General features: G+C 44.6%; 16 protein-coding genes. 9 read left to right on the plus strand and 7 right to left on the minus strand.

From position 1 onward, the window contains the following. The first annotated feature begins 244 nt into the window (after window positions 1-244). The 4 genes from phnD (at window position 245) to phnE (AB4513_RS00535) (ending at window position 3,798) form a co-directional block, all read left to right on the plus strand. Window positions 245-1,285, plus strand: coding sequence for a phosphate/phosphite/phosphonate ABC transporter substrate-binding protein (phnD, locus tag AB4513_RS00520; protein WP_041473170.1), 1,041 nt, complete (start codon window positions 245-247; stop codon window positions 1,283-1,285). Between the two features lie 127 nt (window positions 1,286-1,412). After that, window positions 1,413-2,183 carry a phosphonate ABC transporter ATP-binding protein gene (phnC, locus tag AB4513_RS00525; RefSeq protein WP_004732991.1) on the plus strand — a complete coding sequence of 257 codons (771 nt, stop codon included), beginning with the start codon at window positions 1,413-1,415 and terminating at the stop codon, window positions 2,181-2,183. Beyond that, complete coding sequence (phnE, locus tag AB4513_RS00530) at window positions 2,171-2,995, plus strand: phosphonate ABC transporter, permease protein PhnE (RefSeq protein ID WP_102258239.1); 825 nt, start codon at window positions 2,171-2,173, stop codon at window positions 2,993-2,995. Before phnC ends, phnE (AB4513_RS00530) begins: the two co-directional genes overlap by 13 nt. Further along, window positions 2,995-3,798 (plus strand): phosphonate ABC transporter, permease protein PhnE, encoded by an 804-nt coding sequence (gene phnE / locus AB4513_RS00535; RefSeq protein WP_076675284.1) that lies wholly within the window; start codon window positions 2,995-2,997, stop codon window positions 3,796-3,798. The genes phnE (AB4513_RS00530) and phnE (AB4513_RS00535) overlap by 1 nt, the downstream gene beginning before the upstream one ends. 175 nt (window positions 3,799-3,973) lie before the next feature. Here phnE (AB4513_RS00535) and AB4513_RS00540 read toward each other — a convergent pair whose 3' ends face one another. From AB4513_RS00540 to glgC, 3 genes are all read right to left on the minus strand, one after another. Beyond that, complete coding sequence (locus AB4513_RS00540) at window positions 3,974-4,753, minus strand: HAD-IIB family hydrolase (protein ID WP_102258238.1); 780 nt, start codon at window positions 4,751-4,753, stop codon at window positions 3,974-3,976. Window positions 4,754-4,868: 115 nt separating this feature from the next. Then, complete coding sequence (gene hpf, locus AB4513_RS00545; protein WP_009846260.1) at window positions 4,869-5,225, minus strand: ribosome hibernation-promoting factor, HPF/YfiA family; 357 nt, start codon at window positions 5,223-5,225, stop codon at window positions 4,869-4,871. 442 nt (window positions 5,226-5,667) lie between these two features. Further along, window positions 5,668-6,888: a glucose-1-phosphate adenylyltransferase gene (gene glgC, locus AB4513_RS00550; RefSeq protein ID WP_032555176.1), complete on the minus strand. Its 1,221-nt coding sequence runs from the start codon at window positions 6,886-6,888 to the stop codon at window positions 5,668-5,670. Between the two features lie 400 nt (window positions 6,889-7,288). On the opposite strand from glgC, the gene ompW reads away from it, so the two are divergent. After that, window positions 7,289-7,936: an outer membrane protein OmpW gene (gene ompW / locus AB4513_RS00555; RefSeq protein ID WP_012601085.1), complete on the plus strand. Its 648-nt coding sequence runs from the start codon at window positions 7,289-7,291 to the stop codon at window positions 7,934-7,936. Window positions 7,937-8,154: 218 nt separating this feature from the next. Here the strand turns inward: ompW and AB4513_RS00560 are convergent, their stop codons facing one another. Continuing rightward, window positions 8,155-8,874 carry an SDR family oxidoreductase gene (locus AB4513_RS00560; RefSeq protein WP_102258237.1) on the minus strand — a complete coding sequence of 240 codons (720 nt, stop codon included), beginning with the start codon at window positions 8,872-8,874 and terminating at the stop codon, window positions 8,155-8,157. Window positions 8,875-9,084: 210 nt separating this feature from the next. On the opposite strand from AB4513_RS00560, the gene AB4513_RS00565 reads away from it, so the two are divergent. Further along, entirely contained in the window at window positions 9,085-9,990 is a 906-nt protein-coding gene (locus tag AB4513_RS00565) for a LysR family transcriptional regulator (protein ID WP_102258236.1), read from the plus strand. A 47-nt stretch (window positions 9,991-10,037) separates the two neighbouring features. Here AB4513_RS00565 and AB4513_RS00570 read toward each other — a convergent pair whose 3' ends face one another. Next, window positions 10,038-10,376: a helix-turn-helix domain-containing protein gene (locus AB4513_RS00570; RefSeq protein ID WP_017103534.1), complete on the minus strand. Its 339-nt coding sequence runs from the start codon at window positions 10,374-10,376 to the stop codon at window positions 10,038-10,040. A 105-nt stretch (window positions 10,377-10,481) separates the two neighbouring features. Here AB4513_RS00570 and AB4513_RS00575 point away from each other — a divergent pair, with 105 nt between their 5' ends. Both AB4513_RS00575 and AB4513_RS00580 read left to right on the plus strand, forming a co-directional pair. Beyond that, window positions 10,482-11,249: an SDR family NAD(P)-dependent oxidoreductase gene (locus AB4513_RS00575; RefSeq protein ID WP_102258235.1), complete on the plus strand. Its 768-nt coding sequence runs from the start codon at window positions 10,482-10,484 to the stop codon at window positions 11,247-11,249. Between the two features lie 134 nt (window positions 11,250-11,383). Continuing rightward, window positions 11,384-12,037, plus strand: a complete 654-nt coding sequence (locus AB4513_RS00580) for a cupin domain-containing protein (RefSeq protein WP_017092201.1) — start codon at window positions 11,384-11,386, stop codon at window positions 12,035-12,037. 77 nt (window positions 12,038-12,114) lie between these two features. Here AB4513_RS00580 and AB4513_RS00585 read toward each other — a convergent pair whose 3' ends face one another. Next, window positions 12,115-12,753, minus strand: a complete 639-nt coding sequence (locus AB4513_RS00585) for an NAD(P)-dependent oxidoreductase (RefSeq protein ID WP_102258234.1) — start codon at window positions 12,751-12,753, stop codon at window positions 12,115-12,117. Between the two features lie 154 nt (window positions 12,754-12,907). On the opposite strand from AB4513_RS00585, the gene AB4513_RS00590 reads away from it, so the two are divergent. Further along, window positions 12,908-13,804 (plus strand): LysR family transcriptional regulator, encoded by an 897-nt coding sequence (locus AB4513_RS00590; RefSeq protein WP_102258233.1) that lies wholly within the window; start codon window positions 12,908-12,910, stop codon window positions 13,802-13,804. Window positions 13,805-13,948: 144 nt separating this feature from the next. Here the strand turns inward: AB4513_RS00590 and AB4513_RS00595 are convergent, their stop codons facing one another. Beyond that, window positions 13,949-14,812, minus strand: coding sequence for a hypothetical protein (locus AB4513_RS00595; RefSeq protein ID WP_017097986.1), 864 nt, complete (start codon window positions 14,810-14,812; stop codon window positions 13,949-13,951). Window positions 14,813-14,817 lie beyond the last annotated feature (5 nt).

Raw genomic sequence — 14,817 nt, forward strand, 5'->3', positions numbered from 1 at the left:
AGCCAAAGAATAATAAGATAAAAAGCAGTGAACCAAAGAGCCTTCGGGCTCTTTTTTTACCGCCGAAATTGGCGGGACAGAAATGACCCAAATAGGCACTTCTTAGTTGGACAGTAATGACACAAAAGTAATTTCCCAATCTAGGGTTTTCTTTAAGTTATTGAAATTAAATAAATTAAAAGGTGGCACAAAGGCTGCAATAGCGAAGGTGACTTTCAACAATAAGTAAAAGTAAGGTTTGAATATGAAAATCAGTGTTAAAGGACTGTTAATCGCTAGCTCATTACTACTTCCTTCAATGGCTATGGCAAGCGACTGCTCTAGTCGTGGTGTGTTAGACGATCGATACTGTGATGAAAACCAAGATTTGGTCGCCGATTCACCAAAGAACCCAGATGAGTGGAACGACCCAAGTACGCTTGTGTTTACTTATACGCCAGTAGAAGACCCTGCGTTGTACAAAGATGCGTTTGCGGATTTCCAAGCTCACCTAAGTAAAATTACGGGTAAGCGAGTGATTTACTACACGGTTCACTCGAACTCTGCGCAAGTAGAAGCGATGCGTTCTGGTCGACTGCATGTTGCAGGTTTCTCTACGGGCCCAACAGGCTACGCAGTTAATTTAGCAGGTTACGTTCCAATTGCGGTGAAGGGCGATGAGTCTGGCTTCCAAGGCTACAACCTAATCACGATTGTTCGTAAAGACAGCGGCATTAACAAAATGACTGATCTGAAAGGCAAAAAGGTTGCACACACTTCTGCATCTTCCAACTCTGGCAACCTAGCTCCACGTGCGTTATTTCCAGCGAAAGGCCTAGTGCCAGATGAAGATTACAAAGTGCTTTACTCAGGTAAGCATGACCAATCGATTCTAGGCGTCTTCAATGGAGATTATGACGCAGCACCTGTGGCATCGGACGTGTACGATCGTATGGTAGCAGCAGGTCGTGTTGACGATTCTGAACTGAAGATCATCTACCGTAGCCCACGCTTCCCAACGTCTGCGTTTGGCTATGCTTACAACCTAAAACCAGAACTGGTTGAGAAGATCAACGAAGCTTTCTTTAGCTACCGCTTTACACCAGAAATGAGCGCATCGTTTAAAGGTGCCGACCGTTTCTCGCCAATCAGCTACAAAGAAGAGTGGGATGTGATTCGTGATATCGCTCATGCGACAGGTACGGCTTACACCAAAACTGGCTTGAAGAAATTGGCTGAAAAAGATGCGGCTAAACGAGCAAAGAAAAAAGCCGCTGAGCTAGCAAAACAAGCAAACAACGGCTAGTTCTTTTTTATTAGAAGACTAAGTTTTAGAAAGACTTAGTTCTTTAAAAACACCTACTTCAACTAAATATCTATGCCCTCGCGGGTAGGGCATAGATCATTCTAAAATTCGCACAAGGAAATGCAGTATGGCCGTAGCAAGCTATGAAGGAATAAAGATAAACAACCTTTTCCACGAATACGTGGCAGGCAAGCCAATCCTTAAAGGCATTAATATTGATATCGATGAGCCAGGCATCATCGCGATCATTGGTCCATCTGGTACCGGTAAAAGTACGCTTCTGCGCTGTATCAACCGACTCAACGATCCAAGCCAAGGTGAGATCATATTTGATGGCGCAGACCTGACTCAGCTAAAAGGCCAAGCGCTACGTAAACAACGTCGACATATCGGTATGGTGTTTCAAGAATATAACCTTGTCGAACGTTTAACGGTTATCGAGAACGTGTTAAGCGGCCGCTTGGGTTACATGACCGCTTGGAATGCGTGGCGTCGTAACTACTCTGCGCAAGACCTAGCAAAAGCGTTCGAGTTACTTGAATTTGTTGGCCTGCAAGACTTTGCTAACCAACGTGCCGACAGTTTGTCAGGCGGCCAAAGACAGCGTGTCGGTATCGCTCGCGCAGTAATGCAAGACCCATATATCTTATTGGCGGATGAACCAACGTCATCACTCGACCCAAAAACCGCGGTTGAGATCATGGAGTTGATGGAGACATTCGCAGAACAGAAAAACATCCCAGTGTTGGTGAATATCCACGATGTGAACTTAGCCAAGCGTTATGCCAAGCGCATCATCGGCATGTGTAACGGTAAAGTTCATTATGACGGCAGCCCTGAAGGGATCTCAGAAGAAGATCTAAAAATCATTTACGGGGGTGAGTCATGGCTGGATTAACCCCAAGTTCATCGCCAAGCGTACCGTCAAACCAGTCGCCAACGAAGCATGAAAATCCGTTCAAAACCTCATGGACTAACCGTGCAATTATCGCTGCGATAGTTGCTTATCTGTTTTACAGTTTCTCGACGTTAGGGCTGACCCTCGATCGTTTGATCATCGGTTTTGGTGAAAGTGAGCGGTTACTATCAAGAATGTTCCCGCCAGATTTCTCGCGTACTAATCTACTGCTAAGTGGCTTAGCGGAGAGCTTACAGATAGCGATCATTTCGAGTTTCTTCGGCATCATCATCTCATTGTTTCTTGGCTTACTTGCCGCAAGAAACATGATGCCTTCGATTGTATCGACACCTATTCGTGGCTTCATCGCACTGTGTCGTTCTTTCCACCCAGTGATCATCGCAATTCTATTCGTGAAAGCGGTCGGCTTTGGTGCCCTTGCGGGGATCCTGACTTTAGTATTCGCATCGATTGGTTTTATTGCCAAGCTTTTTGCTGAAGCAATTGAAGAGATCTCTTTTAAACCAGTTGAAGCGATTAAAGCAACGGGGGCGAGCTTTGTCAGCGTCATTCTGTACGCGGTTATGCCACAGGTATTTACTCGTTTCATTGGCTTTGCTAGCTACCAATTGGACTCAAACTTGCGTAACTCAACCATGGTTGGCATCGTGGGTGCGGGTGGTCTTGGCGGTACGCTTTTCTCAGCATTCCAACGTTTTGATTACGACTTTGTCGCCGCTATTTTGATCACCATTATCGCATTGATTCTTGTGGGTGAATTTCTTTCCAATATTGTTAGGAGAATCTTCTAATGACAACTGCATCTATCGATAAAGAGTGGCAGCGCTTTACACCAAACGAACGTGTGGCTCGATTTGCCGTTTACCTTAGCTTAGTGTGTGCGATTGTTTGGTCTTGGCAAACCGTTGAAGTGATTCCTGAGTTCCTATACGACGCGCCAGCCCAGTTTGCCGACATGTTCGAGCGTATGGTGCCAATGGATTACGCGTTCTATCCTGAGTCGATTCACGCAGCGATGATTGAGACACTGCACATCGCGACGTTAGGTACCTTGTTTACCTTGGTATTTGCTATCCCTTTGGCGCTGATGAACGCGCCAAATATCACTCCGAATAAAGCTTTGAATTGGATTGCTCAATTCTTTCTGGTGTCTTCACGCTCTGTGAACTCATTGGTTTGGGCTTTGTTGTTTATCGCACTATTTGGCCCCGGTGTTCTCGCAGGCATTATGGCAATTGCTATTCGCAGTATCGGCTTTGTAGGGAAGCTGTTAGCGGAAGCGATTGCTGAAGTGAACATGGGGCCTATCGAAGCTCTGCGTGCAACCGGCGCTTCTTGGATGAGTATCTTGCTTAAAGGGTATTGGCCACAAGTGATGCCCGCATTCTATTCCATCGTATTGTTCCGTTGGGACATCAATGTGCGTGAATCTGCGGTATTGGGGTTAGTAGGCGCTGGTGGTATTGGCGTGGTGCTAAACGATGCGCAGAACCTTTTTGAGTGGCAAAAAGTTTCGATGGTGTTGGTGAGTATCTTCGCAGTGGTTATCGTTGCAGAAGCAGTGGTGATCCACATCCGTAACAAACTCATATAAACATATGGTGCAATGCAGCGTGTTTTGTGTGATGTGTCAAAGTTAAGAGCTTATCTAGCATTTTGAAGCTCAAACGACCCTAGGTACTTCGGTCTACCTAGCGGTCGTTTTTTTATGTCTATTGAGTGACCTAAGACCTTGTTAGAAGTAGAAGGGCGTGACTCGTTTTAAGTGTCTAGCTTTTAACTGCCAGCAGCGCATCCACAAATTCTGCAAACCCATAGCCTCCCGGCTGCGACATCACCTTACTTGGATGATGATCTAACTTATCCCAATAATGCTTAATGTTTGCCACGCCAACGGTGAGTGGCAGTGATTCGAACATCTGTTGATCGTTCATTGAATCGCCGACATAACACGCTTGCTTGTGGATTTGTTCAAGCGATAAGCCTTTATCAGCCAGGAAACGGTGCACGGCGTTTTTCTTTGAGTGTTCGCCATACCAAGCATTGATATGAATCGAACTTGCCGTCGCGTGTGCGCCTAAAGCGTGTATTCTTTCGAGTACCGCTTGAACAGTTTCAGGATCAACAGGCTTACGGTTTTGGCCGATATCAATCGCGACCTCACACAAGCGGTAAGATTGATCCAAAGTTAGCGAGAGGTCGGGGTAACTCAACAAGATCGCTTCAACTTCTTGTTTTAGCTTTGCTTGGTTCTGACGCACTTGTTCTAGCGGTGTTTCAGATGAGAGTTGTAATGCACCATCTTGCTTCTCTAGTAAGAAGGCGCCGTTCTCTCCTAGCACTGCATCGACAGGCCAAAGCTGCGCAATATGGTCACACCAACCAGCACAAGCGCCAGTCACCGCGACCACTTTGATTCCATTGTCTCTTAGCTTTTGTAACGCAATCAAGGTTTCAGGAGGGAGTGAGCCTTGCCAAGTGAGCGTGTCATCGACGTCGGTTAATACCCATTCGATGTGCTTCCAGTTATTGCCTAGTTGGTGTTCCATCTAAAAACTCACTATTCCATTGATTGAGGTGTAGATCGAAAAAGCCAGCAACGCATGCTGGCTTTGGAATTCTTGTGCGCTTCTATTCGTCAGTGCGCTTTAACTATTAGTCGAGTTATACCAGTTTCATCTCTTGGATGATGTCTGAAGCAATTTCTGGCTTCGTGCTCGTTGGTTTCTCGTGTAAGTCTGATTTCAATTGTCCCTTACGGTTACTTAGGCCTGCTTCAAGTTTCTTGAGTGCTGAAGCGATAGCTGGATACATAACGTCATCTGTAGCTTTTGCGTTTACACGTACACCTTCGTAGTTGGTGAACACTTCAACCTGGTGTTGACCATGTTCTTTTGTGATGATGATGTCGCAGCTGATCAGTGATGGGAAATGGTTAGATATCTTCTCGAATTTACCTTCGATGTCTTTGCGTGACTCGTCGTTAATTGATACATGATGTGTTTGAACATTTATTTTCATAAATCATACCTTTCCAATGACTGTGTCATTTAAACGTAGCAAACATCGGTTAGTTTAACCAACTGCGAAATAGCACATGTGTGATTCACTTCAGTGTTATCAAATAATCTCCCTTTACTCCCTTGAAAGTCCGAAGAACTGATCGCATATTATGTTTCGTGTTTTCAATACATGTTCAAAAATACCTCACTCGCGAAGCATTCCTCTAATCTACCTTGCCAGCCTAGGTTTTATCGCCTTAACCAAACGTCAGCTCAAATACTTATTCTAGTTTAAGTTTTGTAAATCATTGCTAGTTTGATGCCGATAATGCTTTCTTTTTAAATCACTGCAGTTGATATAAAAAGTGTGGTTTATATAAAAAAGCAAAGCTCCGTGAATGCGACTATTGAATAAGGCAACTCTTGGCTGCCCTTATAGCGCCATCTGGTTTTAGCGATAGCTATTCTTCAAATTGGTAAGAAGAGGGCACCACAATGACGCCTTGTTTCGATATGTGAAAGCGTTTAGCGTCGGCAAGGTTATCAATACCGATTTGGGTGCCATCTGGCACTTTGACGTTCTTATCTATGATGCAGTTTTGAATATGGCAATTTTTCCCAATCTCAACATCTTCAAACAGAATACTATCAATCACAATCGCGGCATTACTGACTTTCACTTTCGGGAAGAAGATAGAGTTTTGCGCAGAGCCACCTTCGATCACTACGCCATTCGCTATCATCGAGTTGATGAATATTCCTTGGTTTCCTTCTACAGAAGCAATGGTGCGTGCAGGTGGCAGTTGCGGCTCGTAGGTGCGAATCGCCCAATCTGGTTGGTATAAATCTATAGGTGAGGCTGGCTTTAACAGATCCATATTAGACTGGTAGTAAGAGTCGATAGTACCGACATCTCTCCAGTACGCATCTTGGGTCACTCGGCCTTCTTCGTCGCCAAACTTATACGCGTAAACACTGTTGTTGCCGACCAATTTAGGAATAATGTCTTTACCGAAATCATGGCTTGAGTTCGGATCTTCGGCATCCGCCAGTAGCGCTTGTGTTAACACCTCTTTATCAAAGACGTAAATACCCATTGAAGCCATGCTTCGAGTCGGCCTACCGGGGACACATGCAGGGTAACGTGGCTTTTCGGTAAAGTTATTGATCTCTAGAGATTCATCTATCTCCATCACACCAAATTCTTTGGCTTCATCAATCGAAACCTCCATGCACGCTACGGTTAGATCGGCCTCGTTCTTTTTATGTTGCTTGAGCATTGGCGCGTAATCCATGCGATAGATATGGTCGCCTGATAACACCACTACATGCTTAGCTTCGCTACGAGAAAGCAGATACAAGTTTTGATAAATCGCATCGGCAGTACCGCTATACCAACTATCACCTGTACGCATTTGTGGGGGGACATTGGTGATGTATTCGCCGAGCTCGGGGTTAAGCACCGACCAACCATCTCTTAAATGTTTTTGTAAAGAGTGAGACTTGTACTGAGTCAGCACCAAAATTTGGCGCAGCCCAGAGTGTAAGCAGTTCGCGAGCGTGAAATCGATGATTCGATATTTACCGCCAAAAGGTACCGCAGGTTTTGCACGGTTATCGGTAAGGGGAGAAAGCCGAGAGCCTACACCGCCGGCCAGAACGATTGTTAGAGTGTCTTGCATAGTCAGAACCTCAATGTATTTATGATTATGAACATAGACTTGCAAGCACTAAGCCAAATGTAACTCATTGAATATTAAACGAGGTGAGAGTGATTATTGTGGAAGTGCACCAAATTGATGCGTACGAGATATTGGCTTGCTCTATTTTGATCCAAATAGACCCGGGCAAGGTGAAGGGGTTAAATTAACAAAATGACGCACGGGAAAGTTGCATTACAAAACTGTCAATAAAATGAAGCGATAAAGTGATCAAGTCGATGCAAATTTACATAAGTTCTCACAAGTTTTCACAAATTGATTTCCATCAATAAAGTAGGGTTATTATATGCTACCTTGCACGCAAAATAAGAAATGATTACTCATTCACCAATAACGATTAAGCCCTCAAAAGGAAATTATAATGAAAAAAACAGTATGTGGTATTGCGGTTGTTGCGGCTCTTATGTCAACTAGTGCTTTTGCTCATAAAGAAGGTGATTTCATCATCCGTGCTGGTGCCGCAATAGTGTCTCCTAACGATAGCAGTGGAGATGTTTTGGAGACATCGGGTTCAAAATTTGGTGTGGATTCAAACACCCAACTTGGATTGACATTTGGCTACATGTTTACAGACAACATCAGTCTCGAGATTCTTGCAGCGACGCCGTTCTCCCATACAATTTCTACAAACCATGGTGGTTTAGGTGATATCGCCGAGACAAAACATTTACCACCAACGTTGATGGTTCAGTACTACTTCGGCGAAGCAAACAGCAAGTTCCGTCCTTACGTAGGTGCTGGTATTAACTACACCGTATTCTTTGACGAAGAGCTTAATGGTGCGGCTAAAGATGCTGGTTTAAGTGACTTGTCCCTTGATGATTCGTGGGGACTGGCTGCGAATGTTGGTATGGATTACATGATCAACGACGACTGGTTTTTAAACGCATCCGTCTGGTACGCAGACATCGATACTACAGCCAAGTACAAGGCTGGTGGGAAACAGTACTCAACAGACGTTGATATTGATCCATGGGTATTCATGATTGGTGGTGGTTACAACTTCTAATCAACATCTTTAGTTTGTTAAAAGCGCTCAAGCACCAGCCAGCTTGGGCGCTTTTTTCTTTTGATCAACAACGTCACAAACAACGCAAGCAAATCATACATGAATAAAAATTGATGTGGCGATTGCAATCATCGTTACCACCAAAACGAAAGCGCCACTACTTGTTAAGCAGTGGCGTTTTTTTAGTTCATCGCTTATTTAATAGCGATAGCAAAGGCCTATGGCTGTTGCTTAGTTGGTGCTAGAGCAATCTCACGGATACATACATTCTGTGGTTGTTGGTAAGCGTACGATACCGCGCGAGCAATATCGTCAGCAGCCAATACGCCGCCCATGTCTTCTTTCCAAGAATCGTAACCGTCTTTGATCTCTTGAGATGTTGTGTGAGACAGAAGTTCAGTCTCTACAGCACCCGGTGCGATAGTGGTAACACGAACATTTGAAGCAGCAACTTCTTCACGAACGTTCTCAGAAATAGCGTGTACCGCGAATTTAGTACCACAGTAAGCTGCGTGGCTTGGGAATGTTTTCTTACCCGCAATTGAGCTGATGTTGATGATAGTACCTGTGTTGCGTTCCATCATAGGAGCAAGTACAGATTGCATGCCGTTTAGCAGACCAATCACGTTTACATCGAACATTGTCTTCCACTCTTGAGCGTCTTGAGTATCAATTTGACCAAGAAGCATTGCACCAGCGTTGTTGATAAGTGCATCTACAGGGCCAAATTTCTCTTCACCTAGTGCGATTGCTGCATCAAAAGACGCTTTGTCTGTTACGTCTACTTTTACTGATAGAGAGTTTGGTAGGTTCAACGCTTCAAGGCGGTCAATACGACGAGCTAAAAGTAGTAGAGGGTGACCTTCATCGCTTAGACGACGAGCGATTGCTTCACCAATACCAGAGCTTGCACCTGTAATTACGATTAGTTTTTTCATTTTATTTCCTCTGTACTTTTATTGCGTCGGTTGGCTACGACGTATTGTTTAAGTGCATTCGAATCAAGTGCTTGTTGCCTTGCTTCGTTGCGATGGAGGTATATTAAGGAAAATAGCATTGTTGATATATAGCGCTTTACTTGAAACACTGTTGCCGTGATGCAACAATAAAAGCGTCTATCTCATAACTTCATTAGTAAGCTGGCGACTATGCTCAATCAAATTAACCTGTCTGATATTCGCTCCTTCGTTCTTATCGCTCGTTTAGGTAATTTCACCAAAGCGGCGGAGGAGTTAGATGTTTCACGCTCCCACGTATCACGCCAAGTGAGTAGCCTAGAAAAGCAGATGGGTGTGACACTGTTTATCCGCACCACTCGAACTTTAAGACTGACGCATGCAGGGCAAGATCTGTACGCGAGATGTGAACAAGCCTTAGATAATATAGACCAAGCTCTGATTGCTGCTGTCGACGATGTCGAAGAGGTGCGCGGCGACATAAAAGTAAACTGTGTCGGAGGGTATCTTGGTGAGGTGATCATCGCGGATCTGGTCAATGAATTTATGCAGCTTTACCCAGACATCAGCATCAGTCTTGATTTCAGTAGTAACCGAGTCGATTTGATTGAAGATGCGTTTGATATCGCTTTTCGTATGGGGAGTCTTGAAGATGCGGGCTTTATCGCTAGAAAGCTATTGGATATTGAAATGGGAACACTCGCGAGCCCAGAATATTTTGCTCGCAAAGGAAAGCCAAACCATCCTAAAGATCTCATCCACCATGATTGCTTAACGGGCTCGGTGCGTAAATGGAGCTTTCAAGCTTTGGATGACACTAAGAAAACAGTCGATGTGCATGTGACGGGTAGGCTGCAATGTAAGAATGGCCGAGTGTTGGTACAGGGCGCGAAGTCGGGCAATGGGATTATTCGTGTTCCAACCATCTATTGCTTACAAGAGCTCAACGAAGGGCAACTGGTGCAGGTGTTTGATGAGTGGGTAGTGCCGAAAGTGGACTTTTCAGCGATATACCATCGAGACCGCTATCAACCGAGCCGAATTCGAACCTTCATTGATTTTGTAAAAGGCCGTTTTGAGCAAATGCCAGTCAGCTAAATAGTGCGTGCTGTCCATTATTTGGAGTAGAGCGGATTAGCGTGGGCTTACATCTCGTCGATTTCGTTTTGTAGGTTTTCCAACTGCTCTAGAATCAACAAAAACTTCTCGCCGAACGGCGTCACTTGGTATTCAACTCTTGGTGGAAGTTCGTTGAACATCTGCTTATCCAAAATCCCAAACTCCACATTTCGCTTCAAGCATTCATTCAATACCTTGGTCGATAACCCTTCGACCGAGCGCACCATTTCACCAGGGCGATTAATGCCATTTGCCAGTAATTGGTAAACCGTTAGCGACCATTTACAGCCGTAGATGGTTTCTACCATGCGAGCTGAGCGCTCTGGTGCTGATTTTCTTGAAAAAAAGTTTTCCTGATTTTTCATAAAGATGTACCAATAAGTACCTACCTAACCGATTTGTACTTACTATTCATAGTGTTAGTTCAAAGCCTAAGATTACCACGTTCACATGACTTAGGAGATAACAAAATGAACTTCACTAAAAAAGGTATTGCAGTCGTAATCGGTGGCACAAGTGGTATGGGCTTTGAAACAGCGAAGCAGTTAGTCGCTCAAAACATCCATGTACTGGTTGTCGGCAATAACCCAACTAAGTTAGATAAAGCGGTGTCAGAACTTCAATCACTAGGCCACGCTTCTGGTTGGCAAGCTAACCTTTATGATGATGCGAGTGTGTCTCGCCTTATTGCGCATTTAGAGTCGCTCGAAGAAGGTATTGGTTACCTTGTTAATGCTGCAGGTTACTTCAACCCTAAAGCGTTTATCGAGCACCAAGAATCTGATTACGAGCAATACATGCAGCTTAATAAAGCAACCTTCTTCATTACTCAAGCGATAAGCAAGTTGATGATCAAGAATGGCGGCGGCAGTGTGGTTAACGTTGGTTCTATGTGGGGTAAGCAAGCAATCAAAGCGACGCCATCTTCTGCCTATTCAATGGCTAAAGCAGGCCTGCACGCATTAACACAACACATGGCAATGGAACTGGCTGAGCATAACATTCGCGTGAATGCGGTTTCCCCGGCTGTGGTTAAAACACCGATTTACGAATCTTTCATCAAACCTGAAGAAGTGGATCAAGCGCTAGAAGGTTTCAACGCATTCCACCCAATTGGTCGAGTAGGTCTGCCGAAAGACATCGCCAATAGCATCTCTTTCTTACTGTCAGACAGTGCTGATTGGGTCACGGGTGCAATCTGGGATGTTGATGGCGGTGTGATCGCTGGCCGCAATTAATCAGGCTTCTTTTCAGGAGGCTGTCGCGTAGGAAAATAGCAGCGAGATGGCCTCCTTGATGAGTATTCGCGTAGAATAGAAACGAGAAAGACAACAATAATAATTAAAACGATAACAAGAGTAAGGTCGCCATTATGTTCAACATGGACTTTTCAAAGAGACTGGTTATAGAAACCGAGACATTAGATTGGATCGCGAGCCCTGCCAAAGGGGTATGGCGTAAGCCGCTAGAAAGAGAAGAGAAAGAGTCGGGCCACACAACCAGTGTTGTGAAGTACGATCCTGAATCTTCGTTTTCTGAGCACCCGCATCCGCAAGGCGAAGAAATCTTCGTGTTAGACGGTGTTTTCTCTGATGAAACTGGAGATTTCCCTGCCGGTACTTATATCCGTAATCCCCCGGGCAGTGCGCATTCTCCATCAAGCAAAAATGGCTGCACGATCTTGGTGAAGCTCAACCAGTTTGATGCGAGAGACTTAACTCAAGTTCGCATTAATACGCTAGAAACGGAATGGCTTCCGGGTATTGGTGGTTTACAAGTGATGCCACTGCATGAATTCGAACACGAGCATGTCGCGTTAGTGAAATGGCCCGTTGGTGAGCGCTTTCAGCCACACCGTCATTTTGGTGGTGAAGAGATCTTTGTGTTGTCAGGCACTTTTAAAGATGAACATGGCGAGTATCCAAAACACACATGGATGCGTAGCCCTCATATGAGCGAGCATTTCCCTTATGTGGAAGAAGAGACGGTTATCCTAGTGAAAACGGGTCACCTGCCATTGGATTAAAGGAATGCTCAATATAAAGATGAGAAAGCCGCATTGTTTTGAACAAGCGGCTTTTTTAGTTTTTATATATGAGCTGACTAGTAAGCGACACCAATACGTTGGCGTGGGAACTTGCCAGCTTCTAGTTCATCAATCATCGCGATAGCGTAGTCGCTGACGGATATTTTGCTGTTGCCATCTTCGTCAGTGAGCAGTTGATCACCACCTGTGCGGTAGGCTGATAGCTTATCGCCCGGGAAGATTTCCGCAGCAGGGCTAACGAATGTCCAGTTAACCTTTTCATTAGATTGTTTGAACATTTCAAGGGCTTCTCCTTGTGCTAGCGCTTCGTTTTTGTAGTCCGCAGGGAAGTCAGGAACGGTAACTAACGGTACGTTTGGCGCCACTTCTAATGAGCCTGCACCTCCTACCCAAAGTAGACGTTCGATGTCAATGCTTGGCAATGTATCAAGTAACTTAGCTGCTGTGTTTTTTACGATGTCGTGATTGCCTAGAGCGCGTCCACCAATCGAAGCAATTACCGCATCAACGCCTGAGAAAGCGGTCGCTAGACTTGCCGCTTCATCTTGTAAATCAAATGAACGAACTTCAACATCGCTGATTTTTACGCGGCTTGCATCTCTTACAACAGCAACAACTTCGTGTCCGCGAGATTGAGCTTCTTGAGCGATGTGACTACCAATCCAACCTGATGCGCCTAATACTGCAATTTTCATAATGTCTCTCCAATTATCTAATTTATTGAGTCTGTTTCTCGACAGCCATTGCAGTCTAATAGCTCACTAGGTTGCGATAAATATCGTAAAATGATGTAGATTGTATCTATACAGTTATCTAATAGGCTTGGTTAAGTCGGCAAGGGAGAGTGTGATGGACAGGTTGACGGCGATGCGTAGCTTTGTTGAAGTCGCAAATTGCGCCAGTTTTACTCAAGCAGCAGAGCATTTGGACATGAGCCGTTTACAGGTTTCACGGCATGTTCAAGAGATCGAAGGGTGGTTAAAACAAAGGTTACTGCACAGAACTACTCGTAAGGTCAGTTTGACAGCGGCAGGAGAGATTGCGCTGCGACGTTGCGAGAAGATACTCCATGAAACCGCAGAGCTAGAAGTCACTTCACTCAATCAAACCGACGATCTTTCAGGGGTAATTCGAATTGCAGCGCCGATTGGTTTAACTCAAAATATGCTGTTGGATGTGGTTGAGCAATTCACAGAGCGTCACCCTAATATCACGGTCGAGTTGTTTGCCTCAGACCGTTTTGCGCAGCTGGTGGATGAGAGAATAGATATTGCCCTTCGCTATACTGACCAACCTGACGATAGTTTGATTGCTCGAAAGCTCATGGACATTGATTCAGTGGTGTGTGCCTCTCAAGTCTACCTAGACAAGTACGGAGAACCTGAAACGGTCGAAGCACTTCGACAGCATAACTGCTTTCGCCATTTGAGTGTTTCTAAGTGGGATTTCGTTAAGGATAACCAGCACTATTCGGTTGAGGTGTCTGGCACTATCAAGGCTAACGATGTTGGGGTATTAACTCGCGCCGCACAGCATGGAAAAGGGATTGTTCGCTTACCTTGTGATTTAGCCAATCCGTTGATTGCAGAAGGGAAATTGAAACGAATATTGGATGACTTTGTTTCACCCTGCAGTGTGCTTTGGGCGGTGTATCTGTCTCGCAGTTATCAGCTGCCTGTTGTTCGTCAGTTCATTGATTTTGCAGCAGAAGTTTGGTCTAGCGATATTAAGTCTGGTGATGTTTGAGCTTATATATCTTAAGTACACAAGTACACAAGTACACAAGTACACAAGGCATAAGCAAACAAATACAAAAATCCGATATCAAAGGTGATATCGGATTTGAACTCAATAATTCAGAGTTCCACACGCTCTCCTCTCACGAAGTCTTTACACGTATCTGTGTACCGATAATCGGGTGTTTATCGCCTTATCGTTGATGTCAGGTAAAGGCTGATACAAGTTTCTAGTAATGTCGGATAATACTTGGTCGTAAACTTGCGATACGACGCTAGAAATATCACTGGTTAATTCGTATAAGCTATCTGTCGGTTGGGTTAATTCGTTGCTCGATGCGATTTCTGCGAGTGCATGCATCGCTCGAGTGCAAACTGGTGATCCACTGCTAATAGGGCAGATAATTGATAATTGGTTGAGTTTACGGTGAGTCTGAGATGCATAGAATTTGAATCTCGCATACTCCTCAGGTATTTCCGTATTCGACTTTTCTATCCCAGGGATGGCCATTCTCAACTTGGTAAGGATCTCCATACAATCTAAGATCTGTTGCCAGTTCATGTGGTACTCACGGCTCATGTCTTCTCGTTCTGATTGAATCAGCCAGATGATCATCACTTCATCCATCAAGAACATGCTGTGACGAATCGTTTTTCCATGAATCGATTGATTACGTACTAAGCTACGGTTTTGCCAGTCATTGTGCATAGCGATGAGTTTGAGGTGATAAATGCGATACATCGGACGGCTGTCAAACGACACATGAGATTGAAGCAGTTCAGATACCTCAAGTATGTTGTCGTAAATCTGATTCACTTTTCGAATTGAGTCGCTCGTCAATTGATACGCCAGAGCATAATGCGTTGCCGCGCGATGTTTGCGTGATAGCAACAATAACTGTCTGAGTAGAACTAAGGTTTCAAACCGGTGTGATAGCGCTGTTTGTCTCTTCTTTGAGAAATGAAACAGCGCTGCAAGTACTAATAGGGATAAACCCACTGAAATAACGACCAACATATTCA

Source organism: Vibrio sp. 10N.222.54.E6 (genome assembly GCF_041473955.1).
GTDB classification, from domain to species: Bacteria; Pseudomonadota; Gammaproteobacteria; order Enterobacterales; family Vibrionaceae; genus Vibrio; species Vibrio tasmaniensis_A.